This window comes from Azorhizobium sp. AG788, from assembly GCF_943371865.1.
In the GTDB taxonomy this organism is placed as follows: Bacteria; Pseudomonadota; Alphaproteobacteria; order Rhizobiales; family Xanthobacteraceae; genus Azorhizobium.
Map to the genome: position 1 here is coordinate 142,730 of NZ_CALRWL010000005.1, position 21,539 is coordinate 164,268.

21 protein-coding genes are annotated in these 21,539 nt (G+C 66.7%); 7 read left to right on the forward strand and 14 right to left on the reverse strand.

Annotated elements, in window-relative coordinates; all coding sequences use genetic code 11:
• Window positions 1–161 precede the first annotated feature (161 nt).
• Window positions 162–839 (forward strand): leucyl/phenylalanyl-tRNA--protein transferase, encoded by a 678-nt coding sequence (gene aat, locus AAG816_RS05360; RefSeq protein ID WP_341988505.1) that lies wholly within the window; start codon window positions 162–164, stop codon window positions 837–839.
• On the opposite strand, the gene AAG816_RS05365 is transcribed toward aat, so the two are convergent.
• The 5 genes from AAG816_RS05365 to AAG816_RS05385 all read right to left on the reverse strand — a co-directional run bounded on the left by AAG816_RS05365 (window position 770) and on the right by AAG816_RS05385 (window position 5,582).
• Window positions 770–1,519, reverse strand: coding sequence for a DUF2155 domain-containing protein (locus tag AAG816_RS05365; protein ID WP_341988506.1), 750 nt, complete (start codon window positions 1,517–1,519; stop codon window positions 770–772). The genes aat and AAG816_RS05365 overlap by 70 nt on opposite strands.
• 177 nt (window positions 1,520–1,696) lie before the next feature.
• Window positions 1,697–2,107 carry an NADH:ubiquinone oxidoreductase subunit NDUFA12 gene (locus AAG816_RS05370; RefSeq protein ID WP_341988507.1) on the reverse strand — a complete coding sequence of 137 codons (411 nt, stop codon included), beginning with the start codon at window positions 2,105–2,107 and terminating at the stop codon, window positions 1,697–1,699.
• A gap of 113 nt (window positions 2,108–2,220) precedes the next feature.
• Window positions 2,221–3,288: an ionic transporter gene (locus AAG816_RS05375; protein WP_341988508.1), complete on the reverse strand. Its 1,068-nt coding sequence runs from the start codon at window positions 3,286–3,288 to the stop codon at window positions 2,221–2,223.
• A gap of 134 nt (window positions 3,289–3,422) precedes the next feature.
• Complete coding sequence (gene speB, locus AAG816_RS05380) at window positions 3,423–4,427, reverse strand: agmatinase (RefSeq protein WP_341988509.1); 1,005 nt, start codon at window positions 4,425–4,427, stop codon at window positions 3,423–3,425.
• 57 nt (window positions 4,428–4,484) lie between these two features.
• The gene (locus AAG816_RS05385; RefSeq protein ID WP_341988510.1) at window positions 4,485–5,582 is read right to left on the reverse strand and encodes a sulfate/molybdate ABC transporter ATP-binding protein; all 1,098 of its coding nucleotides are present in this window, start codon (window positions 5,580–5,582) and stop codon (window positions 4,485–4,487) included.
• 118 nt (window positions 5,583–5,700) lie between these two features.
• On the opposite strand from AAG816_RS05385, the gene AAG816_RS05390 reads away from it, so the two are divergent.
• Window positions 5,701–5,940, forward strand: coding sequence for a hypothetical protein (locus AAG816_RS05390; protein ID WP_341988511.1), 240 nt, complete (start codon window positions 5,701–5,703; stop codon window positions 5,938–5,940).
• Window positions 5,930–7,129 carry a GGDEF domain-containing protein gene (locus tag AAG816_RS05395; protein WP_341988512.1) on the forward strand — a complete coding sequence of 400 codons (1,200 nt, stop codon included), beginning with the start codon at window positions 5,930–5,932 and terminating at the stop codon, window positions 7,127–7,129. The genes AAG816_RS05390 and AAG816_RS05395 overlap by 11 nt, the downstream gene beginning before the upstream one ends.
• Window positions 7,130–7,194: 65 nt before the next feature.
• On the opposite strand, the gene AAG816_RS05400 is transcribed toward AAG816_RS05395, so the two are convergent.
• From AAG816_RS05400 to AAG816_RS05410, 3 genes are all read right to left on the reverse strand, one after another.
• Entirely contained in the window at window positions 7,195–8,016 is an 822-nt protein-coding gene (locus AAG816_RS05400) for an anti-sigma factor (protein WP_341988513.1), read from the reverse strand.
• The gene (locus AAG816_RS05405) at window positions 8,013–8,549 is read right to left on the reverse strand and encodes a sigma factor (RefSeq protein WP_341988514.1); all 537 of its coding nucleotides are present in this window, start codon (window positions 8,547–8,549) and stop codon (window positions 8,013–8,015) included. Before AAG816_RS05405 ends, AAG816_RS05400 begins: the two co-directional genes overlap by 4 nt.
• Before the next feature lie 252 nt (window positions 8,550–8,801).
• On the reverse strand, window positions 8,802–9,197 hold the full coding sequence (locus AAG816_RS05410; RefSeq protein ID WP_341988515.1) for a flagellar export protein FliJ: 396 nt from the start codon (window positions 9,195–9,197) through the stop codon (window positions 8,802–8,804).
• A 451-nt stretch (window positions 9,198–9,648) separates the two neighbouring features.
• Between AAG816_RS05410 and AAG816_RS05415 the strand changes: the two genes are divergently transcribed.
• The gene (locus tag AAG816_RS05415) at window positions 9,649–10,350 is read left to right on the forward strand and encodes a response regulator transcription factor (protein ID WP_341988516.1); all 702 of its coding nucleotides are present in this window, start codon (window positions 9,649–9,651) and stop codon (window positions 10,348–10,350) included.
• A 67-nt stretch (window positions 10,351–10,417) separates the two neighbouring features.
• Here the strand turns inward: AAG816_RS05415 and AAG816_RS05420 are convergent, their stop codons facing one another.
• The 3 genes from AAG816_RS05420 to AAG816_RS05430 all read right to left on the reverse strand — a co-directional run bounded on the left by AAG816_RS05420 (window position 10,418) and on the right by AAG816_RS05430 (window position 15,688).
• Window positions 10,418–13,789 (reverse strand): hypothetical protein, encoded by a 3,372-nt coding sequence (locus AAG816_RS05420; protein ID WP_341988517.1) that lies wholly within the window; start codon window positions 13,787–13,789, stop codon window positions 10,418–10,420.
• A 233-nt stretch (window positions 13,790–14,022) separates the two neighbouring features.
• Complete coding sequence (locus AAG816_RS05425; RefSeq protein ID WP_341988518.1) at window positions 14,023–14,979, reverse strand: J domain-containing protein; 957 nt, start codon at window positions 14,977–14,979, stop codon at window positions 14,023–14,025.
• 319 nt (window positions 14,980–15,298) lie between these two features.
• Window positions 15,299–15,688, reverse strand: coding sequence for an RT0821/Lpp0805 family surface protein (locus AAG816_RS05430; protein ID WP_341988519.1), 390 nt, complete (start codon window positions 15,686–15,688; stop codon window positions 15,299–15,301).
• A 121-nt stretch (window positions 15,689–15,809) separates the two neighbouring features.
• Between AAG816_RS05430 and pdxH the strand changes: the two genes are divergently transcribed.
• Both pdxH and AAG816_RS05440 read left to right on the forward strand, forming a co-directional pair.
• Window positions 15,810–16,448 carry a pyridoxamine 5'-phosphate oxidase gene (gene pdxH / locus AAG816_RS05435; protein WP_341988520.1) on the forward strand — a complete coding sequence of 213 codons (639 nt, stop codon included), beginning with the start codon at window positions 15,810–15,812 and terminating at the stop codon, window positions 16,446–16,448.
• Window positions 16,449–16,569: 121 nt separating this feature from the next.
• A complete protein-coding gene (locus AAG816_RS05440; RefSeq protein WP_341988542.1) occupies window positions 16,570–17,286 on the forward strand; it encodes an SDR family oxidoreductase in 717 nt (238 codons plus the stop codon).
• A gap of 27 nt (window positions 17,287–17,313) precedes the next feature.
• On the opposite strand, the gene AAG816_RS05445 is transcribed toward AAG816_RS05440, so the two are convergent.
• Both AAG816_RS05445 and AAG816_RS05450 read right to left on the reverse strand, forming a co-directional pair.
• Window positions 17,314–18,291, reverse strand: coding sequence for a magnesium transporter CorA family protein (locus tag AAG816_RS05445; RefSeq protein WP_341988521.1), 978 nt, complete (start codon window positions 18,289–18,291; stop codon window positions 17,314–17,316).
• A 287-nt stretch (window positions 18,292–18,578) separates the two neighbouring features.
• A complete protein-coding gene (locus AAG816_RS05450; RefSeq protein ID WP_341988522.1) occupies window positions 18,579–18,788 on the reverse strand; it encodes a hypothetical protein in 210 nt (69 codons plus the stop codon).
• Window positions 18,789–19,103: 315 nt separating this feature from the next.
• On the opposite strand from AAG816_RS05450, the gene AAG816_RS05455 reads away from it, so the two are divergent.
• Window positions 19,104–19,706, forward strand: a complete 603-nt coding sequence (locus tag AAG816_RS05455; RefSeq protein WP_341988523.1) for a L,D-transpeptidase — start codon at window positions 19,104–19,106, stop codon at window positions 19,704–19,706.
• A gap of 264 nt (window positions 19,707–19,970) precedes the next feature.
• Here the strand turns inward: AAG816_RS05455 and AAG816_RS05460 are convergent, their stop codons facing one another.
• Window positions 19,971–21,371, reverse strand: a complete 1,401-nt coding sequence (locus AAG816_RS05460; protein ID WP_341988524.1) for an extensin family protein — start codon at window positions 21,369–21,371, stop codon at window positions 19,971–19,973.
• Window positions 21,372–21,539: the final 168 nt, after the last annotated feature.

Consider the following 21,539-nt stretch of genomic DNA (forward strand, 5'->3'; position numbering starts at 1 on the left):
CCTTGCTAGCGGCACGTCGTGGGCGGTCCAGGCGTTTTACCGCAATGCGCCGTCCCACCATGCGTTACCGCTGCGGAGGCGCGGCGGAATGACGCCACTCATCGGCGATGCAGCGCGCGCGGGGAGTGCAACCGCGCCCGCACCTGGATTATGATAGCGCCATGAGCCGTCCCCGCGATCCCGCCGTCGATATCACCCCGGACGTCCTGTTGAAGGCCTATGCCTGCGGGATTTTCCCCATGGCGGAGAGCGCGGAGGACCCCGGCCTGTTCTGGATCGAGCCGGACCGGCGCGGCATCATTCCGCTCGACACCTTCCACATCCCCACGCGCCTCGCCCGCACCGTGCGCTCGGATCGGTTCGAGATTCGCGTGGACACCGATTTCGACGGCGTCATCGACGGCTGCGCCGCCCCTCAGGACGGGCGCGACAAGACCTGGATCAACCAGCGCATCCGGCGCCTCTATGGCGAATTGTTCGCCCGCGGCCAGTGCCACACCATCGAAGCCTGGCGCGATGGGCGGCTGGTGGGTGGTCTCTATGGGGTGGAACTGGGCGGCGCCTTCTTCGGCGAGAGCATGTTCCATGTGGAGCGCGATGCCTCCAAGGTGGCCCTGGTGCATCTGGTGGCGCGGCTGAAGGCCGGCGGCTTCACCCTGTTGGACACCCAGTTCGTCACCAGCCACCTCCAGGGCTTCGGCGCCACGGAGGTCACACGGCGGCAATATCACCGGCTGCTGGAACGCGCGCTGCCGGTGGCGGCGAACTATTATTTCTGGCCGCCGGGCTTGGCGGTGAGCGGCGCGGACGCCTTGCAGTCGGTCAGCCAGACGTCATAGACCGGATGCTCCACCCCGTGCAGGCCCGGGCTTGAGGCGAACATCCAGCCGGTGAAGATCCGCTTGGCCTCGCCCTTCAGGGTGATCTCGTTCACCTCGGTGAAGGAGGTGGTGTTCTGCGGCTCGGTGGGCGGGCGCGTATAGCAGGCGCGCGGCGTCACCTGCAGCGCGCCGAACTGCACCGTCTCCCCCATGGCCACCTCGAACGAGGTGATGCGCCCGGTGATCTTGTCCAGGCCCGCATAGACGGCGGTGGGATTGGCGATCTTCTCGGCGGGCGGCTGCACCACCAGCACGTCGCTGTCGGCGGGCGCTGCGGGCGCCGGCGCGGGCGGCATGGTGGTGGACGGCGGCTGGCCGGGACGTGGCGCGCGGGCGGCGGGCGGCTGGCCCTGCGCCTGTCCCTGGGGTGGCGCGGCCTGAGGCGCCTGCCCCTGCGGGCCGATGCCATAGATGCCCTGGTAGGGCGCCGGCGGCGGCGGGGCGGCGGGCTGCTGGCGCTGCTGGTTCCGATTGGCCGGCGGGGGATAGTCGGGCGTGCCGACACCGGCCGGGGGCAGCAAGGGGGCGGAATCGATGCCGCTGCGGCTCTGGCCCCAAGCGGACCCAAGCGGCGCGCTCACGGCGGCGAACACCAGGGTCGAGGCAAGCATGGCCTGGGCAACACGGATCAAACGCATCAGACGCGCACCTGCAAAGTTCCGAACGGGCAGTCCGGCCGGAGCGCCCCACTGCGCCGCCCGCTCGTTAACATCCGCATTGCGGCTTGGCGAGGGCAGGAGCGCGATCGGGCACAACCGATACGCCGGTTATCCCGCAATCACGGGACCGGCGCGGCGCAGAAGATCGGATGAAGGCTACTCGCCGGGGGTCCAGGCGTTGTAGTCGCCGGTCACGCGCGGACGATGGCCGCCGGACTGGACCGAGCCCTTGGGGCGATAGGCCCGCGGCGAGCCGGTGAAGTTGCGCAGATGCGGCTTCTGCCACGGCTTGGGGGTGTAGGTCTCTTCCGTGGGCGGCACGTCCGAGCGGTGGTGGATCCAGCCGTACCAGCCGGGGGGAATCGTGGTGGAATCCGCATAGCCGCTATAGACCACCCAGCGCCGCTGGAAGCCCAGCAGGGGATCCACCGCGCCGCCCTTGGTGCGGTAATAGGTGTTGCCGAATTCGTCGTGGCCCACGAGTTCGCCATGGCGGCGCGTCCACAGCCAGGTCCCCGGGGTCTGCTTGTTCCACCAGGTAAAGACGTAGAGCAGGAACTCTTTCACGGGCCGGGCCTCGCATGATGACGGGCGGAACATGCCACCGTGCCCGCCCAGTGTCCACCCGAACCTCCACCATGCCGGCTGCAGTTTGGGGACGGGACCGGGACGGCAGCCGATCACGGCACGAACAGCGTCATCACATAGATGGCGAACAGCACCAGATGGACGAAGCCGTTCAGCAGATTGGTGCGCCCGGTGCCGAAGCTGACGATGGACAGCACCAGCACCAGCAGCAGCTGGATGCGGTCTTCCGGGTCGATGCCCAGGATCAGCGGACGGCCCACCAGTTCGCTCACCGCGACCATGGCGGGCATGGTCAGGCCGATGGTGGCCAGCGCCGAACCGAGCGCGGTGTTGATGCTGCGCTGGAGCTGGTTGCGGCGCGCGGCGCGAATGGCGGTGATGGTCTCCGGCAGCAGCAGCAGCGCCACCACCGCCGCGCCCACCACCGCATCGGGATCGCGCAGCCCCAGGCGGTCCAATCCCTCCTCGACGCCGGCGGCCACGCCGCTGGACAGCGCCACCACCCCCACCAGGCCAGCGATCAGGCACGGGATGTGCACCAGGAGCCGCCGCTGCCGCGTGTCCTCCGCCTCCTCGCTCTCCTCGGCCAGGAAGTCGTCGCGGTGGCGGACGGTCTGCATGAACAGGAAGGCGCCGTAGAGCAGCACGGTGCCGGCCATGATGAAGGCGATCTGGAACTGATTGTAGCTGCCGCGCTGGCCGGAAAAGGTGGTGTCCGGCAGCAGCAGGCAGAGCACCGAGATGGCGATGATCACCGACAGATAGCCGTTGACCCCCTGCTGGCGCACTTCCTGTTCGCGATGCCGCAACGCCCCGAGCAGCAGACAGGCCCCGACGATGCCGGTGCACACGAACATCACCGTGGACAGCACCGCCTCGCGGGCCAGGGTCGGATTGTTCTCGCCATTGAGCATCATGGCGACCAGGACCGAGACCTCGATCACCGTCACGCTGAGGGTGAGCACCAAGGTGCCGAACGGCTGGCCGATGCGGCTCGCGATGGATTCGGCGTGGTGCACGCAGGCGAACGAGCAGCCCACCAGCAGCACCGTCTCCCCGAGCGCGAGCCAGCCGGTGAACGGGATATGGAAGACCGGGCCGAGAACGGCCAGCGTCAGCGCCGCCAGGGGAAACAGATAGGCATAAAGCGTCAGCCGCATGGCGCCGTTCCCAATGGATGTGCAACGCCGTCCGCACGGGGTCCGGCGCCAAGGCAATCCCCGCGCAATAGTCGCAATAGCCTGGAAGCGAAAGCCTGGACCGGGCGGGCGCGCGGCTGAACGCGCCGCCGGCCTCAGGGCGCGATGCGTTCGCCCGCCGCCTTGCGTCCCGCCAGGATGCCGAGATAGCACGCCGCCAGCGAGGCGCCCGCCAGGGCGGTGATCTCCGCATGGTCGTAGGGCGGCGACACCTCCACCACGTCAAACCCCTTGAGATCCAGCCCGCCCAAGCGGCGCAGCGTCTCCAGCGCCTCGCGGCTGCTCAGCCCGCCGCACACCGGCGTGCCGGTGCCCGGCGCGAAGGCCGGATCCAGGGCATCGATGTCGAAGGTGACATAGGCCGGCGCATCGCCGACCCGCTCCGTGATGGCGGCGGCGAGAGCCCGCGGCCCCATCTCGCCGGCGCTGTAGCCGTCGATGATGGCGATGCCGAAATCATTGGGCGCATGGGTGCGGATGCCCACCTGCACCGAGCGCTCCACCCGGATCAGGCCGTCCTTGACCGCGCGGGTGATCATGGTGCCGTGGTCCACCCGGCTGCCGTCGTCGTCCCAAGTGTCCTGATGGGCGTCGAACTGCACCAGCGCCACCGGCGCCCGGGTGCGCGCCACCAGCGCCTTGAGCACCGGATAGGTCAGGAAATGATCGCCGCCCAGCGTGACCAGATGGGCGCCGCGGGCATAGTGCCGCGCCGCCTGGGCCTCGATGGCGGCGGGAATGCCTGCGGGCAGGCCATAGTCGAACACCCCGTCGCCCGCGTCCGCCACATCCAGCGGTCCGAACGGGTCCGCATGGAAGGGATAGAGCGGATCGCCATCGAGAATGGCGGACGCCGCCCGCAAGGCGCGCGGCCCGAACCGTGTGCCCGGCCGGTTGGACACCGTCACATCCAGCGGCACCCCCCAGACCACCACCTCGGCCCCGCCGCCATCGGGCGCATAGCGGCGGCGCAGGAAGGAGGTGACGCCGGAATAATTCGGCTCCGTGGACTGGCCGTGACGGAAACCGGGATCGAGCGCGCGGTCAACCGGACGGGGAGCCAAGGGATCGGTCAGGGGAGCGGTCACGGGAGCAGTCATGGGCAGAACACCTCGCAAGGCAGAAACACATCGTCGTCGACGGGCACCGGCCCGGGGTCAGATGGCATATTCGCCGGTCTGGTGGGCGGCCGGCGGCCGGCAATCCACCCCGCCGCCCGTGGCGGGAAACAGCCGGGCGCGCTGAAAGCGCACCGCCACCTTGGTGCCGTTGGCGGCGTGGACCGAGGGGGAGATGTCCACTTCCACCTGCGCGCCCGCCACTTCCACCGTCAGACGGCGGATGGCGCCGTGCCGGCGGAAGCCCCGCACCACCCCGTCCAGCCCCGGCGTTCCGGCAAGGCCTATGGCCACGTCCTGGGGCCGCACGAACAGCAGCCCCTCCCCATCGGGCACCGGCGCCAGGGGGCTGGCCACCTCGGTGCCGCCCACCTCTGCAACACCGGAACGGACCTGCACCGCCAATTGGCTGGATTCGCCCATGAAGCCGAACACGCGCGGCGTGGCCGGGCGGTCATAGACATCGTCGGGCGTGCCGACCTGCTCGATCTGCCCTTGGCTCATCACCACCACCCGATCCGCCAGTTCCAGCGCCTCGTCCTGGTCATGGGTGACGAACAAGGTGGTGTGGCCGGTGCGGTCGTGCAGGTCCCGCAACCAGGCCCGCAACTCCTTGCGCACCAGGGCATCCAGGGCACCGAACGGCTCGTCCAGCAGCAGCACCTTCGGCTCGATGGCCAGGGCGCGGGCCAAGGCCACGCGCTGGCGCTGGCCGCCGGACAATTGCGCCGGATAGCGCCCGCCATACCCGTCCAGTTGCACCAGGGACAGCAGATCGGCGACCCGGGCGCGGATATCCGCCTCCGCCGGCCGGGTGGCGCGGGGCCGCGAGCGCAGGCCATAGGCGACGTTGTCGGCGACATTCATGTGCCGGAACAGCGCATATTGCTGGAACACGAAGCCGATGCCCCGGTGCCGCACCGGCACATGGGACGCATCGGTGCCGTCCAGGATCACCCGGCCCGAATCCAGGGATTCCAGACCGGCGATGATCCGCAGCAAGGTGGTCTTGCCCGAGCCCGATGGCCCCAGCAGCGCCACCAGTTCGCCCGGTGCGACAGTCAGAGAAATGCCCGACAGGGCCTTGTGGGGACCGAACTGCTTGACGGCCTGTTCGACGACGACGGCAACGGTCATAGGTCCGCTTATCCCCTCCGGAGCGCCGCGCGCTCCCTCCGTGTCCTGCCGCTCCGGGCCGCGCGCCGCATGGGAGCGTCCGGGCACCGTGAGAGCTTATGCCATGGCCTGCGGAGGCATGAAATCCATCGCCGCCAAAAGTGCCCTCTTTCCGCCTTCACGGTCGCTCACGCTTCAGCCTGCAAGCCGCCTCCCGGCGGCAGAAACGGCGGCGCGCCCGCACAGTGCTGCGGTGGCGGCGCGCTTCTCCGGATTGGCTCTTGCCGCAATCCCTCCTGACTGGGATGGTGGTAAATATTTAAAGCTGGCGATCGGACTTTCCGCTTCGCGAATGATTGCGACCCACCATGATTTTTGACCCCACGACGATCATCGTCACGGCCTCGGCTCTGGGCGTCGTGATGGGATGCGTCCAGTGGCTGGCATGGCTGCATGTGCGCAGCGAAGGATCGCTGGCGATCTGGGCGGCGACCAATGTGACGTTTGCCGTGGGATTGGCCATCATGGCCACGCCCGGCGGCGCCTCGCAGCCGCTGTTTGCCGGCGTGAATTTCTGTTTCCTGCTGGGCACCGGCATGACCTATCTCGGCATGCGCGCCTTCGACCGCGACCGCAATAGCCGTTGGCTGATCGCCCTCGTGATCGCGAGCGCCGCCATCGCCGCTGTGCTGATGATGCAGAGCAAATCCGCGATGGTGCGGGGAGGGATATTTTCGTTCGTCACCGTCATATGGATGGGCGCATCGGCCTGGCGGCTGGCGCGGGTTCCGCCAACGGGCCCGGCCTTCTCCCGGCTGGGCGTGGCTCTGTTTCTGTCGATCTTCAGTGCGCTGCATCTGGCGCGGCTGGTAGCGGCGGTGATGGGGATTTCGGCTTTCTTCGCCGCACCTCTCGCCGAGCAGATCTCGGTGACGTTGATGATCAGTGTGGTGTGCGGCGTCGGGCTCAACTACGGCGCGCTGTTCATGGTGCTGGATCGCCTTGCCTCCTCGGACGAACTCACCGGCCTCAGCAACCGTCGCGCGCTGCTGCGCCGAGGCCAGGATCTGCTCGCTCAGGCCACGTCCCAAGGCCGCGCCCTGTCGGTCCTGCTGGTGGACCTCGACCATTTCAAGCAGGTCAATGACCGCTTTGGCCACCGCGTAGGCGACATTGTGCTGGAGACCTTCGCGCAGGTGGCCCGCACCAGCCTGCGGCCCGGCGATGTGATCGGCCGCTATGGCGGAGAGGAATTCTGCTTCATCCTGCCCCGAGCCCGCACGCTGGACGCGGTTGCCATCGCCGAGCGGCTGCGGGTGCGGACGCAGGAACGCCTCGCCACGGTGGCAGGGCATCCGACGCAGGTGACGGTCGCCATCGGCCTTGCCACATTCGAACCCGATGATGTGCCGCCAGAAACCATCGATGCCCTGATCGATGCCGCCGACCGTGCGCTCTACGCCGCGAAGGACGGTGGCCGCAATCGCGTGGTGGCCGCACCCTCGCCGGGGCGGCATCGGTCGGGGCCCCCGCTGGATACGACCATCCAGCCGTCGGCGATGCGTTAGCTCCAGGCCGGAGCATCAGGCGAAAGCTCAAGGCCAGTCGCGCGGCCCAGGTCAGCCTCGCCACCTCACTCCGGCAACAGGCGCCCGGAATACAGCACGTCGCCGGTGGGGGCGAAGGGTGAGCCGCCTTCCGGTTCCAGAGTCACCTGCAGCATGGCCTTGGCGGCCCCCTTCACGCCCAGCTTGCGGATCGCATCGGATTTTGCGCCGAACGCGCCTTTGAAGGTTCCCAGCGAGCGAGCCGGCTGGCCATCGGGCACCAGCCAGAGCTGATAGGTCTTGTCGTCGGGCGCCGGATCCAGCAGCGGGCGCACGATCACGTCGCCGGTGCGGGGATCGAGACGCACCAGCACCGCGGCGGCGCGCGAATCTTGAAGCGACGCCAGATAGTGCTGCTCTTGCGCCCGGTCGAACTCCCGATAGCCGAAGGTGCCGCCCACTGCCACCAGCGCTCCGCCCAGGAGGATGGCGCCCCGTTTCCAGCCGCGGCCGACCGATCCCGAAGGGCCGGCGGACAGGACGGACGATGCGGCAGCGCCGGGCTTCGAGAACGATGGCCCGTCGGCATCCCCGTCTTCGGGCTCCGAGGCGGGGATGGCGAATTCCGGCAGCGCCGCCGATGCGGCGGCCTTGCCGCTGGCCAGTTCCGCCGGCGTATAGTCCGGTGGCGCGACGATGGCGGCGATGTCCGGCCAGAGATCGCGGGGCGGGGCAATGGGAACGGCCAGTTCATGCAGCGGCGCCAGACGCTGCTGCCACATCTGCGCCAGCTTGGCGATCTCGGGCTCGTCGTCGAACCGTGCCCGCACCATCATGCGCAGGGCAGCGGGCAAGGTGCCAAGCACATATTCCGCGACGAACTGGCGGTCATCCTCATTGACGGTCATTGGGCGAGGTGCTCGTCAATCTCCACCACGCTGCGCTTCAGCCAGGTGTTCACGGTGTGCATGGGGGCATCGAAATAGACCGACAGGGCCTCGCGGCTCCAGCCGTCATAATAGGCCAGAAGGATCATCCGCCGCCGCTCTTCGGACAATTTGCCCAGACACCCCAGGAACCGCCGCAGATCGTCCGAATGGCCGTCGCGGGCCAGCGGATCCTCGGCGGGCTCCTCGACCTCGAACGGCTCCCAGGCCTCGCCCGCATCTTCCGTGGTGCGGGCAATATCCAGGGCGCTATCACGGGCGACGGTGGCCACCCAGCACAGCGGATCCATGCCGGCGGGCATGCGCTTGGCGTCGCGCCAGATGCGCACATAGGTGGCCTTCAGTGCGTCCTGAGCCAGTTCGGGGCGGCGCAGGATGCGCAGCGCCAAGCCATAGAGCTTGGGACTGGAGAGGCGATACAGCCGCTCCAGCGCGTCCACATCTCCCTTGGCGATGGCGCTCAGCAACGGGGCCAGCGGGCTTGGACTGGTCACGGGACCTCTGATCTCCTGGTGCGGCACAGGCCGGCGGAACGATGAGACGCCACCGGCACCCCAGTGCGCGCGGCACAAATGCCTCTCCGCGGGCCTGCGACGCCAAGCTGACATCGTGGCCCACACATCGGCGCCGCGCCACAACCCTGGAACCCGATGCCCGCCCGCAGCCTGCGCCGAAACTAGACGACGTGACGACCGTTGTCGCCACCCGCTGCCGGACAGATCCGGCACGCGCCGCGAGCAGGACGCTCAGAGGCGGGCGGGTTCGCCCTGTCGCCAGGCGGCCCGGCGTTCGATGGCATCGCCCTCGCAGGCCCGCTCGCGCTCGCCGGCCGCTTCCGCGAGCACAAGCTCGGCCTCGGCCTCATTGACGGCAGCCAGGGCCTCTGCCCGCTGCACGCGCAGGTCGTCGGCGGAGCGAACCAAATTCTCGCGCCGCTGGCGCGCCGAGGCCGCCAGCGGGGGATAGGCAAAGTGGCGCGGATCGGTAATGCCGGAGCGCTGCTCCTCGGCGGCGATGTCCCGCTCCATTTCGGACGCCATGCGGTCGAACTCGCCGACCATGGTGTCGATCTGGGCCAGACGGCGCCGGGCATCGTCGATCTTGAACCTCTTGGCACGGATCAGGGGCTCACGGGATTTCATGAACGCGACACTCCGAGACACACGCGGGAACGCTGAAACCGGACGCCCGGCTCCACTCGGCCTGGAGAATGGGCATATAGGGTTGCCCCTTTCTTACCGCCGCCGCGGTTTGTGGCGAAAATCGACGAAAGGCGCCGGTTGGAAACCAATCGTTTACCCCCTTCGTTAATGATGACCCCATGGTTCGGAGCGTGCGTCGTCGGCGGGCGATCCGGATTTTCCAAGGGCTCGAGGGGCGGTGTGCCGATACGGTGTAGGTTAATGCGAACAACTTAATTTCGAGGCGCAGACTCAGTCTTCGTCCCGATGCACAAAGTTTTTCGCCGGGACTCTTGTCCTGCGGAATCAGTTTCGGTTATCGATTCTACACACGTACCGCGAATCACACGTCGGCCGAGCACGCGAAGGGCGGCACCCCGCCATTCGGGTTGTTGCGAGGAAAGGGATTGCCATGCGCGTCTTGCTCATCGAGGACGACAGTGCCACGGCCCAAAGCATCGAATTGATGCTGAAGTCGGAAAGTTTCAACGTCTACACGACGGATCTCGGTGAAGAAGGCGTCGACCTCGGCAAGGTGTACGAGTACGACATCATCCTACTGGATCTGAACTTGCCGGACATGTCCGGCTTCGAGGTGCTGCGCAGCCTGCGCCTCGCCAAGGTCAAGACTCCGATCCTGATCCTCTCCGGCCTCGCCAATACCGAGGACAAGGTGAAGGGCTTCGGCTTCGGGGCGGATGACTATCTCACCAAGCCGTTCCACAAGGACGAGATGGTGGCGCGCATCCACGCCATCGTGCGGCGCTCCAAGGGCCATGCCCAGTCGGTGATCCAGACCGCGGACCTGATCGTCAACCTCGACACCAAGACGGTGGAAGTGGATGGCGCGCGGGTGCATCTGACCGGCAAGGAATACCAGATGCTGGAGTTGCTCTCGCTCCGCAAGGGCACCACGCTCACCAAGGAGATGTTCCTCAACCATCTCTATGGCGGCATGGACGAGCCCGAACTGAAGATCATCGACGTGTTCATCTGCAAGCTGCGCAAGAAGCTGGCGAACGCCTCGGCGGGCAAGAATTACATCGAGACCGTCTGGGGCCGCGGCTATGTGCTGCGCGAGCCCAATGCGGTGGTGGACCGCATCGCGGTCTGAGGATCGGCCCCGGTTCCCACAAAAAAGGCCCCGCCGATCAGCGGGGCCTTTTTTTGCGCCGCCCCGGTCACGCCACCGGGTGGGACAGGAAGCTCAGCTTCATCACCATGTCGTTGTAGTCGAAGTCCGACCCCTGCGCCGCGGTGAGATCCTCGAAGCCGTAGGTATTGGAACCGTACGAGCGGATGTGCTCGGACCCATCGGAATTGCCGGTGCCGACCACGAACACGTCGCCATTCGCATTGAGCAGAACCGGCGCGTAGAAGCCGTCCCCGCCGGCCACGGTCCACACGGCCGAGGCGTTGAAATCCCCGCCCTGGCTGGACTGATAGCCCTGATCGAGATGACTGCGCACGGCGGCGTCGAAATCGGCCGTATTGCCATAGGCCACGCCATCCACGCTGATCGCTCCGGTGCGCGCGTCGATATCGAAGCGGACGAAGCCCAGCGTGTTCACATTGGCGCTGCTGCCCACCACATCCACCTTCAACGAGGCGCCGTGCTCGGCATAGACCAGCGGCATGTCGTAGGTGCGCGCCGCGCTGGCCAGTTGCTCATCGGACGAGAGGGTATTGTTGGTGGTGGCGGTGAGGTGCAGGCCGCCGACGTCGATGGAGAGCGAGCCATCGGGAAGCGTGACCACATTCGCATTGCCGAGCTGCACCGGAGTGCCGCCTCCGGTCTGCATGGCGAAGTGCAGTTCCTCGCCCACGCCGAGATGGACCGAGTGGCTGCCGTCGAGCAGGATCTGCCCGGCATCGGACTTCACGGATCCGACGTGCCCGATCACCGCATCGAGAAGATTGGTGGTCACCTGGCCGCTGGAGTCGATCATCTGCCCGGCGGCGTTGGTGGCATAGAGCAGCAAGGTGGCTGAGGACGGCAGGGCATCGGTCAGCGACTGGAAATGAATCCAGTTGCCCTTCGTCTCGGGCGCCGCGGCATCGGCCACCAGTTCGATGCCGCCCGCGTGCGCCGAGGAGCGCAGCGCAAGCGAGGCCATATTGACGGTCAGAGTGAGAGTGCTGCTGGATGGCGAGAGCGGCGAGGCATAGGTCGTGTCGCCCGGCGCGTATTCCCGCATGGTGACGCTATAGGTGCCGTTGCCGAAACTCTGGACAGCGCTCTGCCACTGGCCGTCCAGATCTGATCCCACCGCCAGCGGGTTGATCGTCGGCAGCTGCGCGCCGCCGGTCTGCGAAAAGCTGAGCAAGGCCACATTGAGGCCCATGGTCTTGTTGGTGACCCCGCCGATCGCGGATCTGGCGGTCGGATTATCGCCGGTCCAGCCGAAGACCACATCCCCCTCGCCGACCGCGGCGCTGCTGGCGGTGTTCACCACGGCGGTCTGGCCGGCGATATAGCTGAAGGCCCCGGACGAGAGCGTGCCGGCGACCGGCGCAAAGGGAAGCAGGCCGGAGGAGTAGTTGGAGTCCGCGACCTGCGTCACGAAAGCCGGATCGAAGGTGAGCGTCGAACTCGGCATGAAATTGATGCTGAAGGTCTGCATCGCGCTGGCGTTATAGAGCGCACCGGGTGCGAAGGTGGCCAGCCCGTCGATGGCGATGCTGTTTGCGGCGTTGACGAACTCGCCGCTGGAATTGGTGGTGATGTAGAGGTTGTAGGTCTTGGTCAGTTCCGGCGTATCGCCGACGACGATCCGGTACCAGGACGTCGTATTCGCGCCTGCCGCCGCAGCGGCGGTCGGAAACGAGCTGATGACCAAGCTTCCGGCGGTTTGGCCGGTTCCTGGCGCGACCGTGGCACTATAAGCTCCGCTTGTGCCTGAAACCACCCATTCCTGCCACGGGCTGTAACCCGCCTGAGAGAGTTGCACCGTGTCCCACACGGGCACGCCAGCATTATATCCCGTTAGAATTTCCAGATAAATCGGGACAGATTCGCTCAGAATCATGCCCAAATTGGCAAAATTCAAGGTCACGGATGTGGAGGTATTGAGAACGGTCGGAGCGGAATATTGAGCGCCGCTGGTGGGAGCCAGGTAATTGTAGATCACCGGCGTCACATAACCGGTGGTCTGCTCATTATCCGCATAGATGGTCAGGTTGATGGTCGCCACATCCCCCGGGCTGACCGTGGAGCCGTTGCCCGGATCATAGACCGAGATCAGCGGCCCGCCGACACTGTACTGGCTCATCAAGCTATCGGAATAGCCGGAGCCGTATGAATTCGAGCTATAGAAAAACACCTTGGAATAGGCATCATTGAAGGGACTGATCCCCTCATTATATGTGACGTGCGTATTGAACGAATAGCGTGGATCCCAGTTGTAGTTTTTATTGAGATCGATCGCATTCACGTTCGAATTTTCTGGGGTTCCGATCGCACCATAAAATCCAGCGGTAAATCCCGTCAAAAATTGCGACATCACCTTGCCCCACTGGTTATTGAGACCAGTGTTGATGTCGGCATTATTTCCGCTGTCGTTGGTATTGTAGGCAATCACATAAGGCGTCACCGGGTTCGATGCCGTCGGCAGGCTTTCGAACACCTGAATATTGCCCAAGGTCGAGTAAATGCTATTCTGCAGATCCTGCGGCGTAACTTTGATGTATCCGGTAATCTGGCTCTGCGCGGTGGGCATCAACCAGAACACGTTGTCCGCTGCGCTCCACTGCAATTGATAGCTGTAGAAACCGCCGTTATGCCAGATTCCGTTTGCGTCCTTCGCACCATTGAAGAAGCCGGTAATGGTGACATCGGCCGCTTGGGGTGTTTCCATCGACGTGATGTAGTTGGCCCACTGATCAGCCGAATAGGCTGGATTGGCCGGCACGAGCCCCACAGCCTGGGTCGGCGAGATGGCCGCGCGATTGTAGCTCGCGGCGAGCAATGTCGAGCCGTCGGCAAAACCGTACACGGTCTGGGATGAGCTCGTGGCCGCGATTTGCGTGAAGATGCTGTCGCCCGCGCCGGTTGTGGAGCTCGGGTTACTATAGCCCCGCGTGGCGGTTGTTCCATTCGAGTAGGTAATACTCAACCCCATCGGGAAGCCGAAGCCCTCCACCGATGTCAGATTGCCCACATCGTTGATGGCGGCCGTGCCACCACCGGTCAGCGTCACTTCGAAGCTGTCGTAGCGGAATGAATACGTCTGGGCGTTGGCCCAGTTGATATCCGATTGCTGCGTGATGGCGGTCTCGAGCGCCGTCTGGCTGAGCGCGCTGGTCCCTTCGCTCTGGACCAGGATATAGACCTTGCCGCCGTTGAAGCTGCTGGGCAGCGGAACGGTCGTGAGGCCGCCGTTGGAGATGCTTCCGTTGGTGGCGAACTGACTCCAGACCGGCGCACCGCTGCTGTCGAAATAGACCGCGTAGCCGTTGATTCCGTTGCCGGTGACACCCGGGATCGGGGTCGTCGCTGCCGTCTGCAGCAGCGTCTGCATTCCAGCACTCAACTGGATATTCAAATTCGTCATGGCCACCCCGGACGGCAACACCAGCAAACGGCGGGAAAAAAGTACCTCCGGAAGAGACCATGGCTTAGGATGGGATGCAAGTTTCCCAGCCCCACAAATGATCTGTCTGGAGACACTTTTCGGTCAATCACAGCGTGCAGAAACGTGAGCCGACGACGGACACGCCGCTGCAAAAGGCCCCGGACTCCCGGCAACGGCCTTCTGCATCGCGTCGGATTCGACGCTCTATCGGCTCAGGACGCCGCGGCGTCCCGCCGCTTGCGCAGCAGCGCTTCCAGCTCCGCATCGCGGGTTTCCGGCAAGGCGATGGTCAAGGTCACCAGCAGGTCGCCATGGGCGCCCGCGGCCTTGGGCATGCCCTTGCCGCGCAGGCGGAAGGTGCGCCCGCCGGAGGTCCAGGCCGGGATGTTCAACTCCACCGCGCCGGACAGGGTCGGCACCCGCACCTTGGCGCCCAGCACCGCATCTTCCAGCGACACCGCCAGATCCGTGCGCAGATCGTCGCCGTCGCGGCGGAACTTGGCATGGGGGGCATACGTGATGGTGACGAAGGCATCGCCGGCCGCGCCGCCTTCCACGCTGGCTTCGCCCTGGCCCTTGAGGCGCATGCGATGGCCCTCGGCGGTGCCGGGGGCGATCTTCAGATCCACCTGCTTGCCGCTGGGCAGCGTGAAGCGCTTGCTGGCACCCTGGGCGGCTTCTTCCAGATCGATGGTCAGCGTCAGTTCCACATCGGCCCCTGCTCTGGGTGTGAACCCGCCGCCGGCTGCGCGCTTCTGGCGCCCGAAGCCGAAAATATCACCGATGTCGTCAAAATTCTCCGGCCGGCCGCGCCGCGTGTGCCCACGCTGGCCCTCGGGACCGAAGGAGAAGCTCTCGAAAATCGTGTCGCCGTCAAAGCCGCTGAAACCGCGGGCGCCGGGCCGGGCGCCTGCGCCACCGAAGCCGGCATAGTCGTGCATCCGCGGCTTGCCGTCGCCGTCGATCTCGCCACGGTCGAACTGACCGCGCTTGTCCTTGTCGGACAGGATCTCATAGGCCGAGTTCAATTCGGCGAACTTATCCTGTGCCTTGGGATCCGACACGTTGGCGTCGGGATGCAGTTTCTTGGCCTGGCGCCGGAAGGCGCGCTTGATCTCGGCTTCGTCGGCGGTCTTCGCGACGCCGAGGATGTCGTAAGGATCGCGCATGGGCAAATTACCTCGAGGCCGGCGCTGATCGGCCGGCCGCGCCTTTCATGTGGTGCGATGTTGCCCGATTGCAACGGGAGAACTCAAGCCCTCCCCAATTTCCCGGTCCGCGAACCGGTCCCCGCTCCGCCCCCATGCCCCGTCTCCCCCCGGGCCGCATCGCTGCGACCGCCGATAGAACCCGGCGCTGGCGCCGGCCATTGCTGGCGTCGCCGGTCTGCCGACCTATCGATTTCTGGTGTCGCACCCGAGGCTTGCGCCAGGATCGCCAAACCGGTGTTTCGGGGCCGTCGGCGCCGGGGGGCACATGGCGCCGCGCTCAGGCCTGCCCCAGCAGTCGCACCTGCGACAGAATGGTCCCGCCCGCATCGGTGCAGGCCTCGCCCTGGATCCAATGCTCGCCCAGCTTGTCCACCACGCCGATGCGGAAATCCCGGCACTTATTGTCCTTCACCGCCCCCAACGGGGTGGCGGTACCGTGCGCCCCGGAGGCCTTGTTGTCCCAGGGAATGCTCGCCCCGGCTTCCTTGGCCGCCAGGGCCTGGTCGAGCGCCAGTCGCGCCTGGATCCAGTCACCGGCGGAAATTCCGGCGGGAGCGGCGCCTTGCGACACCGGCAGCGACACCGGCAGGGGTTTGATGGAACCGGTGACCAATGCGTCATCATCGCGCAGGCCCGTGCCGGCGCATCCCGCAAGGGATAACGCCAACAGCGTTGCAACCGCGTAACGTGCCGCTGGCAGCGCGGCGCCATTCGGCCTATATGGGCGCCAGATCCTATGGCCGCGCCGTGCGATGGTCGAATGCGGCGACACGCGAGTGGCTCCTGTCATGTCCGATTCCACCATGGAAGCCCAGAACCCCTTAACGTCTGGTGATTTCACCGCCGCGGAAGAGCCGTTTCGGCTGTTTTCCGAATGGCTGGCGGAGGCCAAGGCCTCCGAGATCAACGATCCCAATGCCATGACCCTGGCCACGGTGGATGCGGACGGCATGCCCGATGCCCGCATGGTGCTGCTCAACGGCTTCGATGCCCGCGGCTTCACCTTCTTCACCAATGGCGAGAGCAACAAGGGCCGGGAACTGGCCGCCGTGCCCAAGGCGGCGCTGGTGTTCCACTGGAAGAGCCTGCGCCGCCAGGTGCGGGTGCGCGGTCCGGTGGAGCAGGTGAGCGCCGAGGAAGCGGACGCCTATTTCGCCACCCGCCCGCGGCTGTCGCAGATCGGCGCCTGGGCCAGCCAGCAGTCGCGCCCACTGGAAGGGCGGTTCGCGCTGGAGGCGGCGGTGGCCAGCACCACGGCGCGCTTCGGCGTCAGCACCGTGCCGCGCCCGCCCCACTGGAATGGCTATCGCATCAAGCCGGTGGCGGTGGAGTTCTGGCACGATCGCCCGTTCCGCCTGCATGACCGCGTGGTCTTCACCCGCCCTGCCGCCGATGCGGCGTGGGACAAGACCCGGCTCTACCCCTGATCCTTGACCGGCCGGCATCGAATGTGGTGCCTGCCGGAATGACTGCGGGCTGCCCCACGCCGGACGCCCGCCCTGCTTCGAGGACATTATGGTCGCAGCTCCCAACACGCCGCCCCGCATCATGCTGCTCACCGGAGCGTCGCGGGGCATCGGCCACGCCACCGTCAAGCGCTTCTCCAGCGCCGGCTGGCGGGTCATCACCTGCTCGCGCCACGCCTTCCCGGAGCAGTGCCCGTGGGCGGCCGGCCCCGAGGATCATATCCAGGTGGATCTCGCCGACCCGGACGACACCCTGGCGGCGGTGGAAGAGATCAAGCGCCGGCTGCCCGATGGGGAGCTGCATGCGCTGGTGAACAATGCCGGCATCTCTCCCAAGGGCAAGGACGGGGAGCGGCTCGGCACCATCAACACCGCGCGGGAAACCTGGATGCAGGTGTTCCAGGTGAATTTCTTCGCGCCCATCATGCTGGCGCGCGGGCTGATCAATGAGCTGGAAAAGGCCAAGGGCTCGGTGGTGAACGTCACCTCCATCGCCGGCGCGCGGGTGCATCCCTTCGCCGGTGCGGCCTATGGCACCTCGAAGGCGGCGCTGGCGGCGCTGACCCGGGAAATGGCGTTCGATTTCGGCCAGCGCGGAGTGCGGGTGAATGCCATCGCCCCCGGCGAGATCGACACCGCCATCCTCTCGCCCGGCACCGACGAGATCGTGGCGCAGATCCCGCTGCGGCGGCTCGGCACCACCGACGAAGTGGCCAAGATCATCTATGTGCTGTGCACCGAGACCTCGTCCTATTTGAACGGAACCGAGATCATGATCAACGGCGGCCAGCACGTCTGATCTGCCCGCACCGGTCCGGCGCTGGCGCTAGAGCCAGCGCCGCCACTTGAAGAACAGATAGGGCAGGATGCCGGACACCACCATGGCGCACAGCGCCGCCGGGTAGCCGTAGGTGTCCGCCAGCTCCGGCATGTGCTGGAAGTTCATGCCGTAGATCGAGGCGATCAGGGTCGGCGGCATCAGCACCACGGAGAGCACAGCGAAAATCTTGATGATGTTGTTCTGCTCCAGCCCCACCATGCCGATGGTGGCGTCCAGCAGGAACTGCAGCTTGTTGGCCAGGAAGGCGGCATAGTCCGACAGGCCGGTCACGTCCCGGGTCATGCTCTTGATGGCATCGCGGCTGGCCGGCGACAGCGGGGTGCCCTCCCCGTCCGTGCTCAGGAAGGCCAGCATGCGGGCGAGCGAGGACAGGCTCTCGCGCGCATAGGAGGTCAGTCCCTCCTTGCGGCCCACCTGGCTAAGAATGGCGCGATAGAGCTGGTTGGCATTGGCGCCCTTGGCGGTGGGCTCGAAGATGCGCCGGGAGAGACGCTCGATGCCGATGCCGACCTGCTCCAGGATGTCGGCGATGCGATCGACCACCGTATCCAGCAGGTCCATCAGCACCACCTCGCCGGTGATATGCACCGGACAGGACCGCTGCAAGCGCTCGGACACCATGCCGAAGGCGCGCGGCTCGCTGTAGCGCACGGTGACCAGCGCCTTGTCGGTCAGGATGAAGGTGAGCGGTGTGATCTCGGGCTCGTCGGTATTGCCACCGCACAGCACCGACAGCGTCATGTAGCGCGCGTCATGCTCCACGAAGAGCCGGGACGAGGCTTCGATTTCCTGCATCTCGTCGCGGGTCGGGATTTCGACGCCCACCGCGCGCTCGACGATCTCGTCCTCCAGCGAGGCGGGGGTGATGAGATCCATCCACACCGCACCAGGGGGAGCGACCCCCTCCATGGCGATGGTCTCAGCGCGCAGGGCACCGCCGCCCGGTACATAAGCCACCAGCATGCGTCCGCTCGCTTGTTCGCGCCAAGGGTCTCGCCGCCGGCCAACCGCTGCGGTCCAGACCGGGCACGCGCCCCTGGACTGCACCTAGCACGGGCATGAACCGTCCCGAAAGGGATGGCGCCTCGGCACCACACAGGCCTGTAAGCGTCACATGCGTGTCAGCGTCGGTCGCAACCGCTCTGGCCCGTTCGCGGCACGGTGCGGGCGCACTGTGCCGGACCCTCGTCAACGCAGATCCGACGGCGCACGCGCGCGATCGTCAGCGCCCCGGAGACACGCGCCGGATCTCAGGCCGCGAGGAAATCGAGATCGCGCAGGGTCACCACCTTGCGGGGCTCGGCATCGGTCTTGGCCTTCTCGTCGCGGGCCGGGGAATACTGGGCAGCAGCGGCAACCGCGGTGATGCCAATGTCGCGCCACTGGGCGGCCTGACCGGCATAGTGCTTGCGCTCGGCATCCAAGCGCGCCTGCTGTTCCTGCACTGGGTTCGTAGACATCTTTACTCTCCTTCCAACGGCGCAGCTGCCTAAAGCAGAAGCGCTTTCTCGTGAAGACCCTTCGAGAGATGGGAGCCAACTGCGTCGAAACTGTGCAGAGGGCAAGACGAGTCCAAGGTCTTACCCGTCAAGCATCGCCTCAAGCTTGCAACGCCGGGTTAACGGGTGCCGATAGGTCAGATCCTGAGACATTTTTGCAACAGGAATTGGGGCAGTGTCCTGGTGCCCAAGTGGCCCCTTCAAGGCAGCCCGGCATTCAGTTAATTCAAGTCAGACACATCGATTCGAACCCTTTCTTGAAACTATGAGGCGGCCATGACGGCGCGGTCGGTTGCGGCTGTTCTGATGGGACTTTTGTTGGGTGGGTGCATCTCTTCGACGCCCCAGCCCACCCCTGAATCGGCATTGAAGCCGCGCGACAAGCAACTGCTTGCCAATGCGCCGTATCCCAAGGTCAAGCCTGAGGGCATGTTTGCCCGTCAGATCGTGACTTACGAGGGCAAGGAAAAGCCCGGCACCATTGTCGTCGATACCGACAAGAAGCTGCTGTATTACGTGCAGGGCGATGGCACCGCGATCCGCTACGGCGTGACCGTGGGCGAGGAAAGCCTGGCGTTCCGTGGCGAGGCCAAGGTGGGTCGCAAGGCCGAATGGCCGAGCTGGACCCCCACCGCCGAGATCCATCAGCGCATCGCCGGCCTGCCCTCTTATGTGGGCCCCGGCCCGCATAACCCCATGGGTGCCCGCGCGCTGTATCTCTACCAGGGCAACAAGGACACGCTGTTCCGCATCCACGGCACCAACCAGCCGGAAATGCTGGGCCAGGCGATCTCCTCCGGCTGCATTCGCATGCTGAACGAGGATGCCATCGACCTGTTCAACCGCGTGCCGGTCGGCTCCAACGTGGTGGTGCTCTGAGCCTCCGGCTCGGGTGAGTTCAAGAGGGGCGCGGCTTCGGCTGCGCCCCTTTTTTTTGTGCCGTTCGGCGGCGCGATCGGCATCGGGTCGGCCCCGCGCCGGCGCCAATCCATGGGCACCGCGCTCTCGCGCGCTGCCACCGCCCCACGGTGACCGTGTGCCCACCCGCCGCCGCGCAGGCGGCGGCCCATGCCCAGCGCCGCGCAGGCGCGGAAGACGCGAGGCCGCCGCTCCGGGCAAACGTCCCGAGCGGCGGGAAATGCGCTAACGCGGCGCGTAGATCCCGCCGCCCGCGCTCGGTCCCCACATGAGTTCCTTCGGGTCGCCCCTGGTGCCATCGGCGGTGGTGCTCTTGGCGCCCGGCTTTGGCGTGGGCGCGGGCTTGGGCGCGGGCTTGGGCGGCGTGGACGCCGGCTTGGCCGCAGGTTTGGCGGCGGGCTTGGGCGCCGGTTTGGCCGCGGTGGCCGGACGAGCGGGCGGCGCCGGGACGGCCTCCTCGGACGCCTCCTCCGCGGCCGCGGCCTCTTCCTCTTCCGCCTGCGGCGCGGCCGCGGCCGGCGGGGGCTGGACGTCACGGGTATCGGCGGCGCGCACCGCTGCGCCCAGGGAGACCGGCGCAGCCGGGCTGGCCATGGGCGCCCCCTGCGGCTTCAGGCCCCAGCGGCACAATTTGATATCGAGCCGCCGGATGGCCATGTCCACATGGATATGGTCCTCGTGATAGCCATCCGAGCCCGGCCCGAGCACGGTGGAAAAGTTCATGCAGGCGGAGGCCTTCATGGCCGCCTGGAGCGAGAACGGCAGGCCGTTGGCCTTGACGTCCAGCACCCTTTTGTCCTCGAGCACGAAGCCGCCCACGTCCATGGCGATGCCCTGGCCGTGCTCGCTCATCTTCGCGCCGACGATGCGGTTGCGCGGGCGGCAGTCGTAGGAGGCCGCGACCTTGAGCGTCTCCATGCGGCTGCCCAGAGCGGCGACGGCCGGCCCCAGATCCTCGCGCACCCAGTGAGCGATATGCGCCGCCGCCTCGCAGCGCAGGATGGCCGCGGGCGCGAACGTGACCATCGTGCCGTCCTTCATCCGCACGCCGCTCAGCTGCACCGGGGATGGCAAGGCGCAGCCGGGACGGGTGGCCACCGCATGGGCCGGCGCAGCGGCGATCCTGTTCTGCGCCACCAGCGCCGCGCACATGGCCGGCAATTCGCCGGGGGCGGCCTTCTCGCTCTCGGTGCCCGCCACCCCGGGGAAAGGCGCCGAGCGGGTCGGCGCGGTGCCGGGCGGCGGCGGCTCGCCGAAGCTCGGGGCCGGCGATTTGCGATCGGGCGCGGAATACATCGGCGGGTAGATCGGCAAGGGGGCGATCACCGGCGCGTCCTCCTCGCGTTCCTCGGTCTCCTCCTCGCCCAGATCCTCGGGCCGGGGCTGCGGCAGCGGCACATTACCGGTCAGCCGCATCCCGGTGGCGCCGCTCACGGCCGGGCGGGTCGCCGGCTCCGGCGCAGCCAAGGCCGGCCCCAGGCCGCAGCCCGCCCAGAACAGAAGCAGCAGGACAGGACGAGCCGACAGGCGGGCGCACGCCCTCAGGTCCAGCACCCGGCGCGACAGGTGGTGTCGCGCGAACAGCGGAAGCGCGGGCGGATGGGGAACGGCGGGGTGTGGGAGCATGTCGGCCGTGATACTAGAGGAGGTTCGCCCGCAGCGGAACCGCTCCCCGGATACCGTTAAAGGCTTGGCCTCCAGCCCTTTTCCGCCCTGGCTCCGCGGTCGCGCCCTGCCCGAGCGGCGTTGCCCCTCTGAGATCATCCCGCCCACGACCTGCCCCGCCGCTGAGAG

Coding starts and splice junctions, on each gene's coding strand:
- aat (WP_341988505.1), top strand. CDS start 162: ATGAGCCGTCCCCGCGATCCCGCCGTCGATATCACCCCGGACGTCCTG.
- AAG816_RS05365 (WP_341988506.1), bottom strand. CDS start 1,519: ATGCGTTTGATCCGTGTTGCCCAGGCCATGCTTGCCTCGACCCTGGTG.
- AAG816_RS05375 (WP_341988508.1), bottom strand. CDS start 3,288: ATGCGGCTGACGCTTTATGCCTATCTGTTTCCCCTGGCGGCGCTGACG.
- speB (WP_341988509.1), bottom strand. CDS start 4,427: ATGACTGCTCCCGTGACCGCTCCCCTGACCGATCCCTTGGCTCCCCGT.
- AAG816_RS05385 (WP_341988510.1), bottom strand. CDS start 5,582: ATGACCGTTGCCGTCGTCGTCGAACAGGCCGTCAAGCAGTTCGGTCCC.
- AAG816_RS05390 (WP_341988511.1), top strand. CDS start 5,701: ATGAAATCCATCGCCGCCAAAAGTGCCCTCTTTCCGCCTTCACGGTCG.
- AAG816_RS05395 (WP_341988512.1), top strand. CDS start 5,930: ATGATTTTTGACCCCACGACGATCATCGTCACGGCCTCGGCTCTGGGC.
- AAG816_RS05400 (WP_341988513.1), bottom strand. CDS start 8,016: ATGACCGTCAATGAGGATGACCGCCAGTTCGTCGCGGAATATGTGCTT.
- AAG816_RS05410 (WP_341988515.1), bottom strand. CDS start 9,197: ATGAAATCCCGTGAGCCCCTGATCCGTGCCAAGAGGTTCAAGATCGAC.
- AAG816_RS05415 (WP_341988516.1), top strand. CDS start 9,649: ATGCGCGTCTTGCTCATCGAGGACGACAGTGCCACGGCCCAAAGCATC.
- AAG816_RS05420 (WP_341988517.1), bottom strand. CDS start 13,789: ATGACGAATTTGAATATCCAGTTGAGTGCTGGAATGCAGACGCTGCTG.
- AAG816_RS05425 (WP_341988518.1), bottom strand. CDS start 14,979: ATGCGCGATCCTTACGACATCCTCGGCGTCGCGAAGACCGCCGACGAA.
- pdxH (WP_341988520.1), top strand. CDS start 15,810: ATGTCCGATTCCACCATGGAAGCCCAGAACCCCTTAACGTCTGGTGAT.
- AAG816_RS05440 (WP_341988542.1), top strand. CDS start 16,570: ATGCTGCTCACCGGAGCGTCGCGGGGCATCGGCCACGCCACCGTCAAG.
- AAG816_RS05445 (WP_341988521.1), bottom strand. CDS start 18,291: ATGCTGGTGGCTTATGTACCGGGCGGCGGTGCCCTGCGCGCTGAGACC.
- AAG816_RS05450 (WP_341988522.1), bottom strand. CDS start 18,788: ATGTCTACGAACCCAGTGCAGGAACAGCAGGCGCGCTTGGATGCCGAG.
- AAG816_RS05455 (WP_341988523.1), top strand. CDS start 19,104: ATGACGGCGCGGTCGGTTGCGGCTGTTCTGATGGGACTTTTGTTGGGT.
- AAG816_RS05460 (WP_341988524.1), bottom strand. CDS start 21,371: ATGCTCCCACACCCCGCCGTTCCCCATCCGCCCGCGCTTCCGCTGTTC.